Annotated in this window: 21 protein-coding genes; 7 read left to right on the top strand and 14 right to left on the bottom strand. The window is 37.6% G+C overall.

Features of this window, described 5'->3' with window-relative positions; genetic code table 11:
- Window positions 1-121 precede the first annotated feature (121 nt).
- Entirely contained in the window at window positions 122-1,954 is a 1,833-nt protein-coding gene (locus tag LB450_RS12755) for a T9SS type A sorting domain-containing protein (protein ID WP_224489509.1), read from the top strand.
- Window positions 1,955-1,956: 2 nt separating this feature from the next.
- On the opposite strand, the gene bioA is transcribed toward LB450_RS12755, so the two are convergent.
- A complete protein-coding gene (gene bioA / locus LB450_RS12750; protein WP_224489507.1) occupies window positions 1,957-3,273 on the bottom strand; it encodes an adenosylmethionine--8-amino-7-oxononanoate transaminase in 1,317 nt (438 codons plus the stop codon).
- Window positions 3,274-3,537: 264 nt separating this feature from the next.
- Between bioA and LB450_RS13940 the strand changes: the two genes are divergently transcribed.
- The 3 genes from LB450_RS13940 to LB450_RS12740 are packed head-to-tail and all read left to right on the top strand — an operon-like array spanning window position 3,538 to window position 4,205.
- A complete protein-coding gene (locus LB450_RS13940) occupies window positions 3,538-3,678 on the top strand; it encodes a hypothetical protein (RefSeq protein ID WP_322962792.1) in 141 nt (46 codons plus the stop codon).
- An 8-nt stretch (window positions 3,679-3,686) separates the two neighbouring features.
- Window positions 3,687-3,869: a type II toxin-antitoxin system RelE/ParE family toxin gene (locus LB450_RS13935; protein ID WP_407692578.1), complete on the top strand. Its 183-nt coding sequence runs from the start codon at window positions 3,687-3,689 to the stop codon at window positions 3,867-3,869.
- Window positions 3,870-3,878: 9 nt separating this feature from the next.
- On the top strand, window positions 3,879-4,205 hold the full coding sequence (locus tag LB450_RS12740) for a helix-turn-helix domain-containing protein (RefSeq protein ID WP_224489505.1): 327 nt from the start codon (window positions 3,879-3,881) through the stop codon (window positions 4,203-4,205).
- 20 nt (window positions 4,206-4,225) lie between these two features.
- On the opposite strand, the gene bioD is transcribed toward LB450_RS12740, so the two are convergent.
- The 12 genes from bioD to thiL all read right to left on the bottom strand — a co-directional run bounded on the left by bioD (window position 4,226) and on the right by thiL (window position 13,634).
- Window positions 4,226-4,849 (bottom strand): dethiobiotin synthase, encoded by a 624-nt coding sequence (gene bioD, locus LB450_RS12735; RefSeq protein WP_224489504.1) that lies wholly within the window; start codon window positions 4,847-4,849, stop codon window positions 4,226-4,228.
- Window positions 4,842-6,017, bottom strand: coding sequence for an aminotransferase class I/II-fold pyridoxal phosphate-dependent enzyme (locus tag LB450_RS12730; protein ID WP_224489501.1), 1,176 nt, complete (start codon window positions 6,015-6,017; stop codon window positions 4,842-4,844). The genes bioD and LB450_RS12730 overlap by 8 nt, the downstream gene beginning before the upstream one ends.
- On the bottom strand, window positions 5,989-6,384 hold the full coding sequence (gene mnhG / locus LB450_RS12725; RefSeq protein WP_224489499.1) for a monovalent cation/H(+) antiporter subunit G: 396 nt from the start codon (window positions 6,382-6,384) through the stop codon (window positions 5,989-5,991). The genes LB450_RS12730 and mnhG overlap by 29 nt, the downstream gene beginning before the upstream one ends.
- Window positions 6,377-6,652: a cation:proton antiporter gene (locus LB450_RS12720; RefSeq protein ID WP_224489498.1), complete on the bottom strand. Its 276-nt coding sequence runs from the start codon at window positions 6,650-6,652 to the stop codon at window positions 6,377-6,379. Before LB450_RS12720 ends, mnhG begins: the two co-directional genes overlap by 8 nt.
- Window positions 6,649-7,131 carry a Na+/H+ antiporter subunit E gene (locus tag LB450_RS12715; protein ID WP_224489496.1) on the bottom strand — a complete coding sequence of 161 codons (483 nt, stop codon included), beginning with the start codon at window positions 7,129-7,131 and terminating at the stop codon, window positions 6,649-6,651. The genes LB450_RS12720 and LB450_RS12715 overlap by 4 nt, the downstream gene beginning before the upstream one ends.
- A 6-nt stretch (window positions 7,132-7,137) precedes the next feature.
- Complete coding sequence (locus LB450_RS12710) at window positions 7,138-8,646, bottom strand: proton-conducting transporter transmembrane domain-containing protein (RefSeq protein ID WP_224489494.1); 1,509 nt, start codon at window positions 8,644-8,646, stop codon at window positions 7,138-7,140.
- Window positions 8,643-8,996 (bottom strand): Na+/H+ antiporter subunit C, encoded by a 354-nt coding sequence (locus LB450_RS12705; protein WP_224489486.1) that lies wholly within the window; start codon window positions 8,994-8,996, stop codon window positions 8,643-8,645. The genes LB450_RS12710 and LB450_RS12705 overlap by 4 nt, the downstream gene beginning before the upstream one ends.
- On the bottom strand, window positions 8,997-9,410 hold the full coding sequence (locus LB450_RS12700) for a Na+/H+ antiporter subunit B (RefSeq protein WP_224489485.1): 414 nt from the start codon (window positions 9,408-9,410) through the stop codon (window positions 8,997-8,999).
- Window position 9,411: 1 nt separating this feature from the next.
- The gene (locus LB450_RS12695) at window positions 9,412-11,718 is read right to left on the bottom strand and encodes a putative monovalent cation/H+ antiporter subunit A (protein WP_224489483.1); all 2,307 of its coding nucleotides are present in this window, start codon (window positions 11,716-11,718) and stop codon (window positions 9,412-9,414) included.
- Window positions 11,719-11,873: 155 nt separating this feature from the next.
- Window positions 11,874-12,284, bottom strand: coding sequence for an OsmC family peroxiredoxin (locus LB450_RS12690; protein WP_224489482.1), 411 nt, complete (start codon window positions 12,282-12,284; stop codon window positions 11,874-11,876).
- A gap of 83 nt (window positions 12,285-12,367) precedes the next feature.
- Window positions 12,368-12,571 (bottom strand): putative signal transducing protein, encoded by a 204-nt coding sequence (locus tag LB450_RS12685; RefSeq protein WP_224489480.1) that lies wholly within the window; start codon window positions 12,569-12,571, stop codon window positions 12,368-12,370.
- Window positions 12,572-12,584: 13 nt separating this feature from the next.
- Complete coding sequence (gene thiL, locus LB450_RS12680) at window positions 12,585-13,634, bottom strand: thiamine-phosphate kinase (RefSeq protein WP_224489479.1); 1,050 nt, start codon at window positions 13,632-13,634, stop codon at window positions 12,585-12,587.
- A gap of 291 nt (window positions 13,635-13,925) precedes the next feature.
- On the opposite strand from thiL, the gene LB450_RS12675 reads away from it, so the two are divergent.
- On the top strand, window positions 13,926-15,305 hold the full coding sequence (locus LB450_RS12675; RefSeq protein WP_224489477.1) for a choice-of-anchor B family protein: 1,380 nt from the start codon (window positions 13,926-13,928) through the stop codon (window positions 15,303-15,305).
- A gap of 15 nt (window positions 15,306-15,320) precedes the next feature.
- Here the strand turns inward: LB450_RS12675 and LB450_RS12670 are convergent, their stop codons facing one another.
- Complete coding sequence (locus LB450_RS12670; protein ID WP_224489469.1) at window positions 15,321-17,090, bottom strand: glycoside hydrolase family 15 protein; 1,770 nt, start codon at window positions 17,088-17,090, stop codon at window positions 15,321-15,323.
- A gap of 80 nt (window positions 17,091-17,170) precedes the next feature.
- On the opposite strand from LB450_RS12670, the gene LB450_RS12665 reads away from it, so the two are divergent.
- Window positions 17,171-19,378, top strand: a complete 2,208-nt coding sequence (locus LB450_RS12665; protein WP_224489467.1) for a bifunctional alpha,alpha-trehalose-phosphate synthase (UDP-forming)/trehalose-phosphatase — start codon at window positions 17,171-17,173, stop codon at window positions 19,376-19,378.
- Between the two features lie 7 nt (window positions 19,379-19,385).
- A complete protein-coding gene (locus LB450_RS12660) occupies window positions 19,386-19,541 on the top strand; it encodes a hypothetical protein (RefSeq protein WP_224489684.1) in 156 nt (51 codons plus the stop codon).
- Window positions 19,542-19,605: the final 64 nt, after the last annotated feature.

The raw sequence follows: 19,605 nt of genomic DNA, 5'->3' as shown, positions 1-19,605 counted from the left end.
TTATAATTAACTGGTTACAGACAAGACTTTTTATTCAAAATTAACTTCCTGCAATGACTATTATGTTTTATTTATTAAGTCTGCAAGTTTTACCGACATAAAATTTCTTAAATTTGTTCTTATGAGGTTATTTGTATCATTAATATTTTTTGCATTTGTATCAAACATCTTGTTTTCTCAAGTGTTTATAGCTGAAAACCCGAATCTTAAAGTCACTCTTAAAAATAAGGTGAATCTTTCTGTAGCAGGCTATTTCACAAATAACGGTACTATTAAGGGGACTGGATTTCTTGAACTCATTCAGGACAAGACTCAGTCAATTGCTGGAGATGGAATTATGGAAAAATTCAGGGTTAATAAAACTGGAGGACAAGCCAAAATTATAAGCGGAAACCAGGATGTTTTACGATTATTTGAAATTCATGGAGGAACTTTTGTTCCCGATACTCTTTTAACTTTAAAAAGTGTTGATACGCTCACGGCACAAATAGGACAAAACACAGGGGGGATTATAGATGGCGGTTTTGTTATAGAACGCTTTATACCAAGTTCAAACAGGTCCTTCCGTTATATGTCGTCACCTGTCGAAACTTCTGGAACTATAAAAGGTAATCTTCAAGAAGGCGTAAATAATACCAGCCTTAGTTATTCAGACAATAAGAATCCAAATCCAGGCTATGGAACCCACATTACCGGATCTACAACTGGCAGTAATGGTTTTGACGCTTCAGGTACCGGTAATCCAGGTTTTTATAGATGGAATCCCACATCACAATCCTATATAACAGCTACTAATACTGATAAGACAACTTTAGCAAAGGGACAAAACTTTACACTTTTTATACGCGGTAGCCGAGACACCAATATTTATGTTAACAACACTCGGGTGGGACCGCCCACAACACTAAGACTGACAGGAAACCCAACGATTTTAAATTTTTCGAAACCAATTAATTTAAACACAGCTGATAGTTATATCTTATTAGGTAATCCTTATCATGGCGCCATAAATGCCAATTCTTTTTTTGATTCTAATACCGGTTTGAGTCCAACTTATATATACGCTTACGATCCAACTTTAAATCAATTTGGAGGATATGCGACAGTAAAATTATCAGATGGATCTAATCTACAAAACTCTGATGCCAATCAATTTATCCAGGCCTGGCAATCCGTCTTCGTAAAGGCCAGTAACACTGGGGCAACTACTTTAAATCTGACTTTTTCTGAAGCTCACAAGGATATTTCTGAATCTCAGGTTCCAATATTTAAGACAAATACGGAAACTACAATTGTCTTGAGGTTATTAAGCGAGAATGAGCAAATTGATGGTGTTGGCATAAATTTTATACACGGTGCAAACTCGGGAATAGATGATAGAGATGCCGACAAGCTTTCCAACATAGGTGAAAATCTTTCCATCTACTCGAATGGTAAAAACCTGGTCATTGAAGAAAGAGATTTTCCTCAGACTATTGATACTACCCTTATTCGTTTAGTCAACAAAAATAGAGACCACTATCAGTTTAAAATTGATGGTGATGATTTTTCAGAACTCAATGCTGTGTTTAAAGATTTTTATTTAGATGAAGAATATCCTCTTGAAAATAATAAAGATTTATTGATTGATTATCAGGTTGCAGAAGGAGAGCCTGAAATTAGATTTGGATTTATCTATAATCCTGAAAGTTTATCTTCTGAAGAATTTACATCCAGAAAATTCAAAATTTACCCCAATCCTGCCAAAGATGTTTTAAACATTGAAGCTGAAAATAAGTCTTCTCCTAATCTAGAATTTGAAATTTACTCGCTTTTAGGACAAAAAGTTGCTCAGGGTAATTTTGAAGATAAGCTATCTAATTATGACATCTCTTCATTTTCGACAGGCGTATATTTAATCGTTATTACAGACAATAACAATCTGAAAGAAACGCTGAAGTTTATAAAAAATTAAACTTATTTCCCTTTTAGAACCTCTAGATAATCTTCGATAGCAGCATAAATTTTAGCGAGCTGAGCTTCAGTAATCACATAAGGCGGTAGGATATAAATGGTTTTGCCAAGCGGTCTTAGAAAAATGCCTTTACTCATAAAGTAATTGAACATTTCATCTCTTGCGTTCCCGTAGCGTTCCATTTCCACATCTAAATCCAAAGCCAAAATCACGCCTATTTGTCTCACTTCTCTTATCAGTGTGTGCTTCCGCATCTTCTCAGCAAACATCTGATTCAGGCTCATAATATTTTTAATAGACGCTTGGATCTCCTGAGACTGTAGTAGTTCCAAACCGGCTATGGCTGCTGCACAGGCCAGTGGATTTCCGGTATAGGTATGTCCGTGAAAAAGGCCTTTAGCCACCTCATCTGCATAAAACGCCTTATAAATTTTTTTGGTGCAACTTGTTATTCCCATGCCTACCATTCCAGCAGATAAAGCTTTACTAAGACACATCACGTCTGGCTTTTCAGATAAATAATCCGAAGCAAAATGTTTACCTGTTTTGCCAAAACCAGTCATCACCTCATCGGCAATACAAATCACATCCTTGGCTTTACACAGCTTAAGAATATCGTTTAAACCAATAAGATCGTAAGTCTGCATCGCCGCTGCTCCCTGTACCAATGGCTCGTAAATAAATCCGGCAATAGCATTTTCTTTCAAAATCGATTTCAATTGAGCAATCACCTCCGCATTATTATATCCATTGGGTTTCGGCAGTCTTCGTACTTCAATAAAATGATCTTCGAAGGCGCCATTATAGACTGACAGGCTCGAAACTGACATAGCGCCAAACGTATCCCCATGAAATCCATCTTCCAGCGCAAGCATCACTTTTCTGTCATTCCCTAGATTGTGATGGTATTGCAGCGCCATCTTGATGCCGATTTCGGTAGCTGTCGACCCATTGTCATTGAAGAAAAGTTTGTTTTGATTTTGGGGTAAAATCTCCATCAATTTTTCAGATAATTCGACTGCGGGTTCGTGAGTAAACCCACTAAAAACCACCTGATCCAGCGTTTCCATCTGGGCTTTCACCTTTTTGATGATATGCGGATGACAGTGGCCGTACATGCTGGTATACCAGGAAGCAATGGCATCTATATAGGTTTTTCCAGACTCATCTTTAAGGAGTGAGCCTTTAGCCGATTCTATAGCCAAAAGCTCAGAATTCAATTTATGCTGAGTGAGTGGATGCCAGATGTGCTTCTGGTCACGCCTGGAAATAGAAAGTTTTGTAAACGGTAAAGAAATATGCTTGCCAAAAAGTTTCATTCGCTTGTATTTATTGCAAAGTTAAACTTCTTAAAGCTAATAATTATTTCTTCGGAATTTAATCTTGTTAACCTAAAGCTTTTCTAAATTTAGCTTAAGCTGTTCAGCATACTTAGACACGACGTCTTTAGAAAATTCCGTTTCCTCCTCTATTCTTCCTAAACCCAATACCTAAGTCTTTTCTAAAATAATTGACATAAAAATGTTTCCATATAATTCAACTTTTAAAGTTATATTTGTTAGGTAATTTCAAGGAGAAGCTAAATGAATAAAAATTTTGAAGTGGTGTTTCTTGAACAAGCAATTGACTTTTTGCAGAGTTTAGATTTGAAAACGAGAAAGAAAATCTACTATAACATCGACAAAGCTAAACTTGGACTTGATCCAAAACTTTTCAAAAGTTAACTGATGATATTTGGGAGTTCAGAATAAAATACGGTAGATTACAATATAGGCTCTTAGCCTTTTGGGATAAAGCTGACAAAACTGAAACGCTTGTCATATCGACTCATGGGATAGTAAAAAAAGTTGATAAAGTCCCGAAATCAGAAATTGAAAAAGCAAAGAAAATTAGAACTGAGTATTTTGAAAAATAAATCGAAATTATGAAAGCCAAAAAAATGAAAATGATGACCCTTGATGAAATGAAAAGCAAGGACATAGGAGAAATTGGAACGCCAGAGCGAGACAAATATGAATTTGACTTAAGAATGGAACTTTTAGGCGAAATGATAAAATCGGTTCGTAAAGAACGAAAATTGACTCAGGAACAACTGGGCGAATTAATCGGAGTTCAAAAATCGCAAATTTCAAAATTAGAAAGAAATACTAAAAATGTGACTATCGAAACGATTTTAAAGGTATTTAAGGCATTAAAAGCGAATGTAAAGTTTAGTGTAGAAATGAATGAATTTGAATTCAAAGTAGCTTAACTAAGTTTAATCTCATTGCCTTAAAGCTTTTCTAAATTTAGCTTAAGCTGTTCGGCATACTTAGACACGACGTCTTTAGAAAATTCCGCTTCCTCCTCTATTCTTCCTAAACCCATTACCTGAGTTTTTTCCAAAATAATGCTTTCAGTAGTGGGGTGTTCGTCACCGCTGAAAATGATTCCAATGTTTAAAAATCCCCGATTTTTTAAAGCTTCAACAGACAATAAGGTGTGGTTGATACTTCCCAGATAATGCCTGGATACCAAGATGATCTTATCGGTTTTCTCTATCAAATCGATAATACACTCTTTAGAGTTTAGCGGCACCATGAGGCCTCCTGCGCCCTCTATAACCAGGCTATTATCGGTTTCAGGCCTTTTGATGTGTTCAAGTTTTATCTCAACCTTATCGATATCTGCAGCCGCATGTGGACTCATGGGGGTTTTCAAGGCATAGGCATTGTCAAAGAATCTGGATGTTGAATTGCTTACCAAAGCCTTGACTTTATGTGTATCGGAATAGTCAAGATCCCCAGCTTGAACGGGTTTAAAATAATCGGCTTTCAAGGCTTCAGTAACGATAGCCGAAACCATAGTTTTTCCTACTTCGGTTCCGATTCCTGTGATGAAATAAGTCTTATTCATTTTCTTTTTCAATTAAATGGTTTGCTAAAGAGTGGAGAGCAGCTTCAATTTCTTCTTTTTTATTATAACTATGCAAACAAAATCGAAGCCTTTCTTTTCCTTTAGGAACTGTTGGCGATAAAATAGGCCTGACGTCAAATCCATTGCCTTTAAGTTGTTTGGAAATTAACTTTACATTTTCGTTGCCACCGATGACGCAGGATTGAATCGCTGACTGACTTTCAATAAAAAACCCGGAAAGCTGATTGGCTTTAATATGCTTTTGAAAATATTCAACATTCGATCTTAAAGCCTCAAAATCAGTTGAATTAGCTTCTAAATACAGATGCGCTGCCCAGTTTCTGGCAGTGGTTCCCACACTTGGGGCAGTGGTATAAATAAAGCTTTTTGCAAAATTAATCAAATACTGTTTCAACTCATTTGCTCCCAGAACGGCGGCACCATGAGAACCAAAGGATTTTCCAAAGGTGATGATTCTGGCGAACAGTTTTCCATCAAAATGATCGCATCCTTTTCTGGAAATTGTCCCTACAGAATGGGCTTCGTCCAAAATCAGATACACCCCAAATCGCTCACATAATTTAACTATAGCCTCTACATCTGCGTTATCTCCATCCATGGAAAATACGTGTTCTGTGATGACGTAAATCGTTTCGAACTGATCCTTGAACCTGGTTAGCTTTTGCTCTAAATCTTCTAAGTTGTTATGCTGGAATTTGTAGGCTTTGGCTTTGCTCAGGGCTATACCATCTCTTATGGAAGCGTGGCTTAATTCGTCAAACAAAATTAAATCTTGACGTTGCCCTACAGATGAAAGCAAACCTAAATTTGCATCGTATCCGGAGTTAAACACCGTAGCAGCTTCAGTCTTGTAATAGTTCTTAAGGTAAGACTCAAAGTCTTCAATCATATCGTAATTCCCGGTGAGCAGTCTGGAGCCAGTAGCCCCGTGAAGCTGGCTGGAATACGCCTGAAGCTTATCTTGAGCAAAATCAGAAATAAGTCCATTGTTGGAAAAGCCCAAATAATCATTGGAGGAAAAATCTGTGAGTTGAGGGTTTGATTTCCTTAGTGACCTTAAAGCACCTTCCTTGCTACGTAGAGTTAGTTTTTGTTTTAAGGAATCTGGGAAAATAAGTTTAGGATTTTGACTCAACTTCTTCTTCATTTTCCTCCGTTTTATCCAGTCCCTTTAGATCGTGAGTGGTCTTGTTGTATTTCCCCTTTAGGTCATCTATATAAGAGTCTTTCCAAAGTTTATTCCCTATGAAATAGGAGGTTCTCCCTATGAGGTGAGCTCCCACAGGAGCGGTGATAAGAATAAAAATGATAACAGCCAATACTCTTGTCGTCACAGAAGTTTCAAGGAAGAACAGAGCTGCAGCGATGAGTAAAAGACCAACACCAAGTGTGGCTGCCTTGGTATTCACTGAAATTCTCAAGTACTGGTCTGGCATCCTTAGTGTTCCAATTGCTGCCAATAGGACAAAGAGCGCTCCTAATCCTGAAGTGATGTAAACTAAAATATCAATCATTTTTATTTCTTTTTTCGAGATAATAAGCAAAGGCAACTGTTCCTAAAAAGGCAATGAGAGCTAGAACGAGTGAGATGTCCAAAAATGTTGGTTTATTACTTATAATACTGTAAATGGCTATGATACCTATACCTATGGTAATCAATAAATCTAAAGCGACTACGCGATCTACTATGCTGGGTCCTTTGAAAAACCTTATAAACACCATGAGCGATGAAATCGATAAAATGGGTAATATGATATAATATAAAAAGTCGTGTACGTTCATCTCAATATTTCTAGTAAGCGTCTTTCGAAACCTTGTTTAATATCTTCTATAAAATCTTTTTTGTCTACCACATACATAGCATGAACATACAAAACGCTTCGGTCTGTAGATACGTCCAAAGCCAGAGTTCCTGGTGTAAGTGTTATCAAATTCGCCAAAAGCGTAATCTCCAAATCTGTTTTTGCATCTAGAGGCAAAGCAACAATGCCAGGCTTCATATTGAATTTTGGAGTAATCACTTCATACGCCACCTGGATATTTGCTTTTGTTAACTCCCATAAGAAGAACAAGACAAAACTTATCATTTTGGGAACAATCTTGAAGTATTTTTTGGAACTTCTGTCTTCATTCCCGCTTAAAATCCAAAGAATAATAAAACTAAGTCCAAATCCGAATAAAAAATTGTTGAAGTTGTATTCTCCTGTCAGGAATACCCAGATAAGCATCAATAAAATGTTAGAAAGAAATTTAGTTTTCATCTGGATTTATCTTTTTAAAACGGCATTGATGTACAATTCATTATTCATGAGTTCCATGGCGATCCTTTGGGATAACTGCTGAATGTGTTCTGCACCAAATCCAATATATAAAGTTACAAAAGTTAGAAATGCTACAGGAAATACGAAGGTGAACTTTTGTCCAAGTCTAAGTTGATCAAAATAAATGAACTTTTTGGGAAAGTTGATTTTTGGCTGATCTTTCCAAAACACCTCAGACCACAGTTTTGCAATAACAATAAGCGTGATTAAACTTCCGAAGATTAAAGCTCCAAAAAACCAATATTCTTGAGCGTTAAAACTGGCCAGAATAAGTGAAATTTTAGGCCAGTACCCGGAAAGGGGTGGTATACCGACTAAAGAAAACAAAGGAATAGCAATGAGCAAGCTCAGCTTAGGATAATGAGCATATAAGCCTCCAAGCTTCTTCATATTGGTTGTGGCTTTAATTCTGTAAATCAAACCGCTTATCAAAAATAAATTGGTTTTAATAATGATGTCATGAATTAAATAAAAAATTACCCCTGCCATAGCTACTTCTGTAAATAAGGCCAAACCACCTATCATAAAACCAATATGACAAATGATAAAATACATAAACACTTTCTTGATATTATTCTGAATAATAGCACCTATTCCACCACTGAATATCGTCATAATAGCAAGAAAGAGCAAGAGAGTGGTAAGGAAAGAATCTCCACCATAAATCAATGTGAATACACGTATTAAGGCATAAACGCCAACTTTGGTTAGCAACCCGGCAAATATGGCAGACACAGCTGAAGGTGGGGTATGGTAGGAAGCGGGCAACCAAAAATACAAGGGAAATATCGCAGATTTGATACCAAATCCGACTAAGAAAAGAACGGCACTTATTTCAACAAGTGTAGTGTCTTTCACCTCGGCAATTTTCAGGGAAATATCTGCCATATTTAGCGTTCCTACCAGTCCGTAAAGAACTCCTAAAGCAGTCAGGAAGATCATAGAAGCAAAGAAGTTGAGTGCAAAGTACTTAACGGCACCTTCCAGCTGATTTTTCTCTCCTCCAATGCTTATCAACACAAAAGAACTGATAATGATGATCTCAAACCAAACGTAAAGGTTGAAGATATCGCCTGTTAAAAAAGCTCCGTTGAGCCCCAAAAGCAGAAAATGAAAGACACTGAAATACCCGAAGCGCAATCTTGCTTTTATAACAGAAATTGTTGAAAAAACAGATACTGCAAAGCCTGCAATTGCTGTGAGCAAAACGAGGGTGACAGCAAGCATATCGCCTACAAATACAATCCCAAAGGGAGCAGGCCAGTTACCAGATTCAACAATTTGAGTGCCATTATTGTAAACATGAATAAAAGCCCAAATGGCAACGCACAAGGCAATCGCGTTCCCCACCATACTGACGACCTTTTGAAAATTGACCTTATTCCAAAATAACATCAACAGTATGCTAAAAAACAGATGAACTACAAGTGGTAATATGATGATATCGTTTGTCATGAATCTTCGTCTGTGGTGTTAAGTTGATCTAAATCGTCTGTTTTTAAAACTTTGTAAGCTCGTTTTACGAGAATAATGGCAAAGGCCTGTAAACCAAAACTAATGACAATGGCCGTAAGTATTAAAGCCTGAGGAATAGGATCTGCATAGATCCCTTCAAGAGCTTTTTCTGTGGAGTCTATAATTGGTGGCTGTCCTTTAGTAATTCGTCCTAGTAAAAAAATCAATAAATTAACGCCATTTCCTAATAAGATAATGCCCAAAATAAGCTTCACCATACTCCGACGCAAAATCATATATATGCCGGAAGCATAAAGAACACCAGTAATAATTGCCAGTATTATTTCCATTTATACAGATTCTGAAATTGTAAATATAATGGTTAAGGATGCTCCTATAACCACAAGATAAACACCTATATCAAAAAACAAGGGCGAACCGATTGCACCGATAACGGGTATTGGGTTATCTGCCCATATCCCTGTCATCAGTGGTAGACCTGCCAATAGCATAGGAGATATTCCACTTAAGAACGCTATCATTAAACCCACAGGCATAAAAAAGCCGGGGTGAAATTTCAAAATGCCTTTTGTTTTATCCAGACCATTTGAAAAGGCATCCAGCACAAAGGCAATGGCTGCCACAAGACCTCCAACAAAGCCCCCCCCAGGCAAATAATGCCCCCTCAATAATATAAATACTGAAAACAGTAGTAATACTGGCAGGAGGTAACTTGAAGCAGATTTTAAAATAATGGTTCTCATGTTATTTTTTGTCTCGTGTTTTCAATCTTAATTTTAATAATCCAAAAACGCCTAAAGCAGCGACAATCAATACCGAAATTTCTATCATAGTATCAATTCCTCTAAAGTCAACTAAAATGACATTCACCACGTTTTTTCCATGAGCGAGTTTATAAGCATTTTCAGCATAGAATTCTGAAATTTCAGTATTCTTGGGTTCTTTTAAAACTCTTAAAATGAGCAAAGTGATCAACACCCCAAAACTGACGGATAACACACCGTGTTTCATTCTAAGCCATTTATTAGAAAAGTTGAGGTATTTAGGTAATTTATAAAGCACCAATACAAATAAGATGACCGTAAGTGTATCTACAGAAAATTGGGTCATCGCTAAATCTGGAGCACTGTAAAACAGGAATAATAAACTAAAGGATAAGCCAACAACGCCAAGAGCGGCAACGGCGGCTAATCGGGATTTCGTGAAAACGGTATAAAGAACCCCCATCAGGAGCATTAACAAAATAGAGATTTCGTAAATCGTTAAATCCGCTAAGGTTGAAAAATCAGTTTCAAGGGAGAAGTCGGAGAAAATAAGATAGCCTAGAAGTAGAATTAAAAAGGCAACAACAATAGAAATATAATGCCTTAGATAGCCTGTTTGAAAGAAATTGGTCCAGTATTTTGAAAAGACAGCAAAGCCTTCAGACAATTTCAGAAGCAGAACTTCAGGAGCTATAAAATCAAGCTTCGCAATCTTATTTTCAAGAGCATGACTGGGTTTCAATGTAAAATACAACACCACTCCCAGCACTAATGTTATAGCACTTAAACCTAAAATAGTATTGAACCCATGCCAAAGTTTCAAATGAAAATCTTCAAACGCAATGGCCTGAGTCATGGCAATTGGTTTTGCAAATGTCGTTTCTATCAGACTTGGAAATAAACCAAAAACCAGACCTGCTATGGTCATAATCAAAGGTGGAACCCACATCAACGGACTGGGCAAATGAAGCTTTTCAAATTTCTTTGGAAGCTTACCCATAAATGGCTTTACCCCCGCTACAAAGCCCGCATAAAACAATAAAACGTTGGTTGAAATGGCAATTATAGTCAGTAATACAGCATTGTTTTTAAAATGTAAAGTAGACTCGTAAATTAAGTCTTTCCCTACAAAACCTAAAGTTGGCGGCACACCTCCGCTAATTAATGCTGCTATAAATCCAGCGATGGCAACTGGCAGTAAAACCTTACGTAAGCCAGCTAATTGTGTCACATCTCGTGTTCCCGTCTCGTGATCGATGATCCCTGTAATCAAAAACAAGGATGCTTTATATAGTGCGTGAACGACGATAAACACGGCTGCAGCAATAAGGGCTGCCTGAGTACCAATTCCTATTAAAAACACTAATATACCTAAAGCTGAAATCGTGGAATAGGCGAGAATACCTTTTAAGTCGGTTCTGAAAATAATATGAACCGCAGAATAAATCATAGTTATGGCACCAACCACAATTAGAACCGTATGCCAAATATCGCCACCATTCAATACAGGGGTCATCCTAAATAGCAAATAAACACCAGCTTTTACCATGGTAGCAGAGTGCAGATAGGTAGAAACGGGCGTAGGAGCTTTCATTGCTCCAGGCAGCCAGAAATGAAAGGGAAATTGTGCGGATTTTGTAAAAGCAGCACCAAAAATCAAGAGTAAAATAAGCAGATAATTGGAACTGTCTGTAATGGCATCTCTCATCGAGAGCATTTCAGAAATACGATAAGTTCCTACAACATCTCCCAGCAAAACAGCACCACCCAATAACAACAATCCTCCAATTCCTGTAATTCCTAAAGCTACAAGGGCAGACTTTCTTGAATCTGCTTTATCGTTGTTGAATCCGATTAGATAAAAAGAGGAAATACTGGTTAACTCCCAGAAAATGAACAAAGACATCAAATTATCAGAAAGCACCAAACCAAGCATGGCTGCCATGAATAAACTTAAATAGCCATAAAATCGATCCAGATATTTGTGGTCTTTTAAGTATGCAGAAGTATATAAAAAAACCAGAGATCCTACCCCGGTTATCATCAATGCGAAAAGCAAGGCCAAACCATCTAAAGTAAAACTCAGATTGACGCCAAAGCTTGGAATCCATTCGTAGCTCTCATAAATTACCTCACCGCTTGAAATTTCGGGAATGAAAGTTAGAAAATAAACAAAAAGGCTTAAAGGTATAAGTGATGACAGAACAGCTAACTTGCCCCTAAAATAAGAGCCTGCAAATACCAGAAATAAAGAAAATAAAAACCCTAAAAGTACTGCTCCAAGCATGCCTTAATTTATTTTTTACAAATATATTGATATTTTACTAAGAGAATACTTCTTTGAGTACTTAGGTGGTTCGAAGTAAAAATTCTTTGTGATATTTTCTAAAAAGATATGCTGTTGAATATTCAACAGCATAGTTATATATTTAGGACTACGATCTAAATCAGTGTAGCCTCAACTGAAATCTTTGTATCTAAAAGTTTTGAAATCGGACAATTCTTCTCAGCCTTTTCGACCAATTCGTCAAATTTATCTTTTTCGATGTTCTCTATTTTAGCTTTAAGAATAAGGTGGGAATTGGTGATGTTTCCATCTTTTAAAGTGACTTCACCTTTAGTTTCTAAACTTCCTACCTCAAAATCTTCTTCGGTTAAAAAAGCGGATAACTGCATAGCAAAACAACCTGCATGAGCAGCTGCAACCAATTCCTCTGGATTTGTACCTTTCCCCTCTTCAAAACGAGACTTGAATGAATACTGAGTTTTATCTAAAACTCCGCTTTGCGAAGAAATTGATCCGCTTCCCTCTTTTATACTTCCTTTCCAAACTGCTGTGGCGTGTCTTTTCATAATTATTTTTTTTAAATTTAATTATTATTCCTGCTATGGGTTTGATTTTCAAAAAAAATTAACCAAATGCTACACTTTAAGTTTTATTTCGACTCAAATTGATCGATGATTTCTTTAGCCTTTTCTTCATCGCTTTCATCTACCATAAGTTCATAGTTTCCAAAAACCCCAGCATAAGAAGAATCAACTTTATCGACTTCATAGCATTTAATACCCTGAGACTCCAACAGGTTTTTAACCCCCATCAGTTCAACTTTTGATTTTGTGTAAAATACTCTTTTATCCATCACTTTTTATTTTTTAGTCTTCATCTTCCATTCCATTCCAGCCTCTTGCTTTAATTGGAATTTTTGTGTTCATCCTGGAAATAAGATGAATGCCTTCGCTTTGTTCTGCCATATGTCCTATCACAGTCAAATTTGGATTTGCTTTAATCTTATCAAAGTCAGATTGATCTATGGTAAACAACAACTCATAATCTTCACCACCATTGAGCACAACGGTTGTAGAATCCAATTCAAATTCTTCGCAAGTAGAAATGCTCATCGGATCCAACGGCAATTTATCTTCAAATAAATTAGCTCCTACTTTAGAATGTTTGCATAAATGCATCACTTCCGAGGACAAACCATCACTTATATCTATCATAGACGTAGGCTTCACTTCCAAAGCCTTCAGTAATTCTACGATATCCTTTCTGGCTTCCGGCTTCAATTGGCGCTCTACAATATAAGTATATTTTTCTAGATCGGGCTGAGCATTAGGGTTTACTTTAAAGACTTCATTTTCTCTTTGTAGAACTTTCAACCCTAAAAATGCACCGCCCAAATCACCCGAGACTACCAGCAAATCATTTGGTTTTGCTCCGCTTCTGTAGGTGATATCTTCTGCTTGAGCCTGACCAATTGCTGTGATACTTATGGTTAAACCTTTTATGGCTGAGGTGGTATCACCTCCTACTACATCTACATTATAAAGTTCGGCTGCAGTCGTTATCCCGCTGTAAAGCTCTTCTAAAGCTTCTACCGTAAATCTATTGGAACAAGCTATAGAAACTGTGATTTGTTCTGCCTGAGCATTCATGGCATATACATCGGATAAATTGACCATGACCGCTTTGTAACCTAAATGTTTTAAGGGCATATAAGCCAAATCAAAATGAACTCCTTCTACCAAAAGATCTGTGGTGACAACTGTATGTTTATCATGCTTGAGCACAGCTGCATCGTCACCGATACTTTTTATGGTTGAAGTATGTTTCACCTTAAAAAACTGAGTAAGATGATCTATTAAACCAAATTCTCCAAGCTCTGATAATTTAGTCTTACTGTCTTTCGTATTTTGAAACATGTCATTTTTATTTTGAAAGCAAAGTTACTCAAAAGGATTTGTAAAGTTGTAAAGCATATCCTAAGACTACAGCTTTCATGAGATTATAAATTTAATAGAAATAAATCTTTTAAATTTATAGTTAACACATCATCTCAATTATGAATCACAGAAGCCAAAGCTATCAAAGGATCAAAGCTGATTCATATCTCAAGACTGTTCACAAAAGAAGTAGTCCAGTGCATTTTTTCTCTATATTTGAGTTAAATACTGATTTTGAAAAAACTATACCTCAGCACATTAACCCTTTTAATGAGTCTAATAGCATTTACACAGACGCCATGCGAAAATGGTTATGCAGGGATCTATCCTTGTCAGGATTACGATCTGATGTCACATATTGGCTTAAGCACCTTTTCTGCTAGTGCAGGAAATGATTCCTGGGGCTGGACAGACCCTCAGGACGGGAAAGAATACGCGCTGATGGGCTTAACAAATGGAACTGCTTTTATAGATATAACCGATCCTGTAAACCCTGTCTATCTTGGCAAACTCCCAACACATACACAAGCCAGCTCCTGGAGAGATATTAAAGTGTATACTAATTATGCCTTTATCGTTTCGGAGGCTTCAGGTCATGGCATGCAAATTTTTGACCTCACCAGACTTCGCAGTGTCACCAATGCACCGGTGACTTTTAACAGTGATGCCCATTATGATGGATTTGGAGATGCGCATAATATCGTCATTAATGAAGACAAGGCGTATGCCTACGTTGTGGGGACCAAAACCTACGATGGCGGTCCTCATATTGTAGATATCAGCAATCCTCTTCATCCCGTTTTAGCAGGTGGATATGCGGGGAGCTCATATACACATGACGCGCAAGTAGTTACTTATGATGGCACTGATACTGATTATACAGGAAAAGAAATTTTTATCGGTTTTAATGAAGAGGAAGTTGTCATTGTAAATGTCACCAATCCTGGCAGTCCAGATTTGATTTCGACGATTACTTATAGTAATATAGGCTATTCACATCAAGGCTGGTTAACTGATGATCAAAAGTATCTATTCTTTGGTGATGAGCTTGATGAACGCACTTTCGGATTAAATAGCAGGACGCTTATTTTTGATTTACAAGACCTGGACAATCCTATTCAGCACCAGGAATATTTTGGCCCAACTTCTGCAATAGATCACAATGGCTATCTCCATAACAACAGGTTTTACTTGTCCAATTATACGGCCGGAATTAGGGTTTTGGATGCGACAAATGTGGCTGCCCAATCCATTTCAGAAATTGGTTTTTTTGACACTTATCCTGAAAATAATACTGATAACTTTAATGGTTCCTGGAGCAATTATCCTTTTTTTGAAAGCGGGAATATCGTCGTAAGTGATATCGAACGCGGTTTTTTTCTGATTAGAAAATCCGGCGCTTTAGGCGCTTCTGATTTTACTCAGGAAAATTTCTCCATTTTTCCGAATCCGGCAAGCTCTTATGTTCAGATTAAAAATGCGTCTCAACCCATACAAAGCATTGAATTGTACACGCTTTTGGGTCAAAAAGTGTATTCTAAAAGATTCAAAGCAAAGAATAACATTCAAATTAATGTCGAGTCCTTTAAAGCAGGTTTATATATGCTTAGAATCAATAATTCATTCACCAGAAAACTCATCATCAACTAACGTATTTAAACGTATTTATTCTGCTTCAGACAGGTTAATTGCCGTTTCAATTAAAGCCAGATGCGAATAAGCCTGTGGGAAATTCCCCAGTAAACGCTTGGTTTCAAAATCGATATCTTCACTCATAAGACCCAAATGATTTGAATAACCAATTAACCTTTCAAATTGTTGTTTTGCTTCTTTTGCTTCACCAATTTTTATCAAACTATTGATGTACCAGAACGTACAAATGGTGAAGGATGAGCTTGGCAAGCCAAAATCATCTTTGTTTTTATACCTGTAGAGAAGCCCGTCATTGGTAAGATCCCTTCCGATAGCCTTTACTGTACTTACAAACTTCGGGTCTTTAGCATCGATAAACCCGTAGGATTCCATCAGTAACACCGAGGCATCCAGGTCTTTAGAACCATAGGATTGTGTAAAGGCCTGCACGTCTTCGTTCCATGCATTTTCCAAAATATCAGTTTTGATGGCCTGTTCTAAAGTTTTCCAGCGTTCCAGTTTAGAGGTTTTTTCAAACAATTCCGAAATTTTTATTGCCCTGTCAATCGCCACCCAGCACAAGACTTTGGAAAAAGTAAAGTGACGATCTTCGGTCCTGAATTCCCAAATTCCCTTGTCTGCTTCCTGCCAGTGCTTGCCAACCACCCAGGCAATGCCTTTGGTAATCGTCCATAATTCTTCTTTGTTATCGGTATCCGATTTAAACTTCACCAGTTCCTGATAAATCACATCTACCAGGATTCCGTAAATATCGTTTTGTTTTTGAGCGTAGGCAGCATTCCCAACTCTCACGGGTTTAGAATCCATATAACCGGAAAGATGAGTCAGTATTTTCTCGGTGAGTTCCTTCTCTTTGTTGATGCCGTACATGATTTGGAGTTTCTCATTTTTATCGGGAATCAGATCAATGATAAATTGAAGATAACGCTTGGTCATTCTCGTATGGCCCAGTTGTGAAACCACTCTTACGACCATAGACGCATCGCGAATCCAGCAAAACCTATAATCCCAGTTCCTCACTTCACCAATGGTTTCCGGCAGGGAAGTGGTTGCTGCAGCCAGAATGGCCCCGGTCTTTTCATAGCTCAGCAATTTCAAGGTCATCGCACTCCTCAAAATCATAGCATTATAACTCCGAAACTCAGGGGTGTTATCGGTCCAGTTGATCCAGTAAGCCAGTGTCTTTTTATAATCCAGGTTCACAGAGTCCATGCTCGGCAAATCAATTTTCTCATTATAGGACAACAGAAAAAAAGCATCCTGAGTGAGTTCTATCTCTTCGGAATTTACCACTGCTTCTTTTGAAAGTGAGGTGTATAAAAATAAAGTGTCGAATTTATCGGCTTCGGTGAGCGCAACGATAAAGTTATCTTTTATGTAAATTTCGGTATTCCCTAAGGCATATTCAAGTTTGGGGCTGTAGTCAACACTTAGCTTTGGAGTCCCTTTGGTCACTTTTAGATACCTGATGACTTCGGGGGGAGCATGGTAAGATTTGTCCTTTTTGGGATACCGGGGAAGAAAGTCATGAACTTCAAAACTCGCTTTTTCAGACCTGAATTCAGTTTTTAAAATACAGGTGTTTTCAACATAAGTTTGACTAACTGTATAAGCCTCATCCACCTTAAAACCGAACTGCCCCCCTTTTTTATCGTCCAGTAATTTGGCAAAAACAGAAGCAGAGTCAAACTCCGGCAAACAGCACCAATCCAACGACCCCTTGTCCGAAATTAAAGCTGCAGTTCTACAATTACCTATGATACCATAATTCAGATTATTCATCAATTTCGAGTATTTGGAAGATTTAAATCATATTTTTGATTAAATAAAAGGAAATATTCTGAGTAAAACAAAGCTTTCTTATGAATAAAACAATAATTGTTTCCAACAGATTACCGCTTCAAGTGCGTATTGAAAACGATCAGATAGAAGTCACCCCGAGTGTGGGAGGACTTGCAACCGGACTTAAGTCTGTTCACAAAGAAGGCAATGGCCTTTGGGTAGGCTGGAGTGGTATTACCGAGGAAGAATTGACCCCTGAGCTGGAAACCAAAATCTCAAAAGCGGTTACCAAAGCGCAATGTGTTTCAGTAAACCTTACCCAAAGAGATTTGGATCATTATTATTATGGATTTAGCAACCGCACGCTTTGGCCTTTATTCCATTATTTTATAGAATACACAGAATACAATCCGGAATCCTGGGAAGTCTATAAAAGCGTGAACCAAAAGTTTGCTGACAAAGTTTTGGAGCAGGTGGAGGAAGGCGATAACATCTGGATACAGGATTATCAGTTACTACTGGTTCCCGGCATGGTAAAAGCTAAACGACCAGATATTTCCATAGGATTTTTTAACCACATTCCTTTTCCTTCTTATGAGATTTTCAGAACCTTTCCTAAGCGTAAAGAATTGCTGGAAGGCATGCTTGGTGCAGATCTCATCGGTTTTCATACCTATGACTATGAAAGGCATTTTTTAAGTTCGGTCAAACGAATTTTAAGCCTGGATGTCAGCTTTAATAAAATCACCTACCAGAATCGGATTATAAAAGTGGATTCTTTCCCGATGGGAATCGATTATGAGAAGTTTGAAAATGCCGCCCTGGATCACGATAAAATGGCTGAAAGTGAAAAATCTGAAATTCAAAAGCGACTGGACCAGCATTTACAGAATGAAGAAGGTATAAAAATGATACTTTCTATCGACCGAATGGATTATACCAAAGGCATCCCCAACCGTATTAAAGCCTTTGAATATTTCTTGAGAAAATACCCACAGTTCCAGGAGAAAATCCGACTGATCATGCTAGCGGTTCCCTCCCGATCTCAGGTCCCTCAATACCAGAGGCTGAAACAGGAAACCGACGAGCTTGTCGGCAGAATCAATGGCGAATATTCCACAGTAAGCTGGACGCCCATCTGGTATTTTTACAGAGCTTTACCCTTCGAAAATTTAATTGACCTCTACACCTCTTCCGATGTGGCCCTGATCACCCCGGTAAGGGATGGAATGAATCTGGTAGCTAAAGAATATGTAGCCACCAGAACTCGAAAAGACGGAGTCCTGGTTTTAAGTGAAATGGCGGGGGCTTCCATAGAAATGAACGAAGCTTTACTCATCAACCCCTTCAATTTTGAAGAAATTGCAGACAGTATCAAGCAGGCTTTAGAAATGCCTAAAGCCGAACAAAAACAAAGAATGCAGGCCCTGCAAAATCGGGTGTCCCGATATAGTGTAAAAAAATGGGCCAACGAATTTATGAATTCCCTCGACCAGGTGCACAAGGTTTATAATGTCATTGAAGCTGAAAAAGTTGACAAAAACGTCAAAGCCCTTTTTATTGAAAAACTCAGATCCGATGAGAAAAAAATAATGTTTCTGGACTACGACGGGACTTTGGTCAATTTTACAAACAATCCTCAGGATGCAAAGCCAGACAAAGAACTATTTTCAATTTTAGAAAATTTACATGTCATCGAGCACTTAAAACTGGTCCTCATCAGCGGTCGGGATAAGAAAACCCTCAACAAATGGTTTGGACATACACCCTATACTCTGGTCTCGGATCACGGAGTTTCCATGAGAATAGAAAATGAGGAGTGGAAAACTACCGAGCGTTTAAAAACAGACTGGATGGATGATATTCTTCCTGTTTTGGAAACCTTCGTCGACAGAACACCGGGAACTTTGGTGGAAAAAAAGAAATACTCTCTGGCCTGGCATTATAGAAATACCGATATCGAATTAGCAGAAAAAAGACTGGTTGAAATTAAAACGGTACTGACAAGTTTTATATCCAACACAGACCTTACCTTGCTGGAAGGCAATAAAGTCATCGAAATCAAAAGCAGTAAAGTGAACAAAGGCAGAGCCTGTTCCAGCCTTCTCAATCAATTTCCATCAGAGCATGTGTTTGCCTTTGGCGATGACTGGACCGATGAATTTATGTTTGAAGAACTGCCGGAGCGCTCTGAAACCGTAAAAATAGGGGTTCAGAAAACCAAAGCAAGGTATTATGTCAAAACAGTTGAGGAAGTGAGAGCCTTTTTAAAAGCATTAGCTGAATAGAAATTTAATGAGCAGACAAAACAAATTGATCTGGGATTTCCGAGGTCCCAACGCAGAGAAAACAGCAGAACATCATGAAATTCATCTCAAGGATTTTTTGAAGATGAATGCTATGGAAAATCACATTTTAGGCATTGATAAAATTGTAATTTTCAAGTGTTAATCATAAGATTGAATGGTAAGTCTATTTTAACCTCTACGTAATGAAATAAGAAATTACCAAACAT

This window comes from Psychroflexus curvus (assembly GCF_020164585.1).
GTDB lineage: Bacteria > Bacteroidota > Bacteroidia > Flavobacteriales > Flavobacteriaceae > Psychroflexus > Psychroflexus curvus.
The sequence above is the reverse complement of the archived record's forward strand: the minus strand, read 5'-3'. Positions and strand labels throughout refer to the sequence as shown.

What these genes read in the sequence shown, in the direction of transcription:
- LB450_RS12685 (WP_224489480.1), bottom strand. Translation starts at nt 12,571, where the DNA reads ATGGATAAAAGAGTATTTTACACAAAATCAAAAGTTGAACTGATGGGG.
- LB450_RS12755 (WP_224489509.1), top strand. Translation starts at nt 122, where the DNA reads ATGAGGTTATTTGTATCATTAATATTTTTTGCATTTGTATCAAACATC.
- LB450_RS12705 (WP_224489486.1), bottom strand. Translation starts at nt 8,996, where the DNA reads ATGGAAATAATACTGGCAATTATTACTGGTGTTCTTTATGCTTCCGGC.
- LB450_RS12675 (WP_224489477.1), top strand. Translation starts at nt 13,926, where the DNA reads ATGAGTCTAATAGCATTTACACAGACGCCATGCGAAAATGGTTATGCA.
- LB450_RS13940 (WP_322962792.1), top strand. Translation starts at nt 3,538, where the DNA reads ATGAATAAAAATTTTGAAGTGGTGTTTCTTGAACAAGCAATTGACTTT.
- LB450_RS12660 (WP_224489684.1), top strand. Translation starts at nt 19,386, where the DNA reads ATGAGCAGACAAAACAAATTGATCTGGGATTTCCGAGGTCCCAACGCA.
- LB450_RS12670 (WP_224489469.1), bottom strand. Translation starts at nt 17,090, where the DNA reads ATGAATAATCTGAATTATGGTATCATAGGTAATTGTAGAACTGCAGCT.
- LB450_RS12695 (WP_224489483.1), bottom strand. Translation starts at nt 11,718, where the DNA reads ATGCTTGGAGCAGTACTTTTAGGGTTTTTATTTTCTTTATTTCTGGTA.
- thiL (WP_224489479.1), bottom strand. Translation starts at nt 13,634, where the DNA reads ATGTTTCAAAATACGAAAGACAGTAAGACTAAATTATCAGAGCTTGGA.
- bioA (WP_224489507.1), bottom strand. Translation starts at nt 3,273, where the DNA reads ATGAAACTTTTTGGCAAGCATATTTCTTTACCGTTTACAAAACTTTCT.
- LB450_RS12665 (WP_224489467.1), top strand. Translation starts at nt 17,171, where the DNA reads ATGAATAAAACAATAATTGTTTCCAACAGATTACCGCTTCAAGTGCGT.
- LB450_RS12720 (WP_224489498.1), bottom strand. Translation starts at nt 6,652, where the DNA reads ATGAACGTACACGACTTTTTATATTATATCATATTACCCATTTTATCG.
- LB450_RS12710 (WP_224489494.1), bottom strand. Translation starts at nt 8,646, where the DNA reads ATGACAAACGATATCATCATATTACCACTTGTAGTTCATCTGTTTTTT.
- mnhG (WP_224489499.1), bottom strand. Translation starts at nt 6,384, where the DNA reads ATGATTGATATTTTAGTTTACATCACTTCAGGATTAGGAGCGCTCTTT.
- LB450_RS12730 (WP_224489501.1), bottom strand. Translation starts at nt 6,017, where the DNA reads ATGAAGAAGAAGTTGAGTCAAAATCCTAAACTTATTTTCCCAGATTCC.
- LB450_RS12700 (WP_224489485.1), bottom strand. Translation starts at nt 9,410, where the DNA reads ATGAGAACCATTATTTTAAAATCTGCTTCAAGTTACCTCCTGCCAGTA.
- LB450_RS12690 (WP_224489482.1), bottom strand. Translation starts at nt 12,284, where the DNA reads ATGAAAAGACACGCCACAGCAGTTTGGAAAGGAAGTATAAAAGAGGGA.
- bioD (WP_224489504.1), bottom strand. Translation starts at nt 4,849, where the DNA reads ATGAATAAGACTTATTTCATCACAGGAATCGGAACCGAAGTAGGAAAA.
- LB450_RS12740 (WP_224489505.1), top strand. Translation starts at nt 3,879, where the DNA reads ATGAAAGCCAAAAAAATGAAAATGATGACCCTTGATGAAATGAAAAGC.
- LB450_RS12715 (WP_224489496.1), bottom strand. Translation starts at nt 7,131, where the DNA reads ATGAAAACTAAATTTCTTTCTAACATTTTATTGATGCTTATCTGGGTA.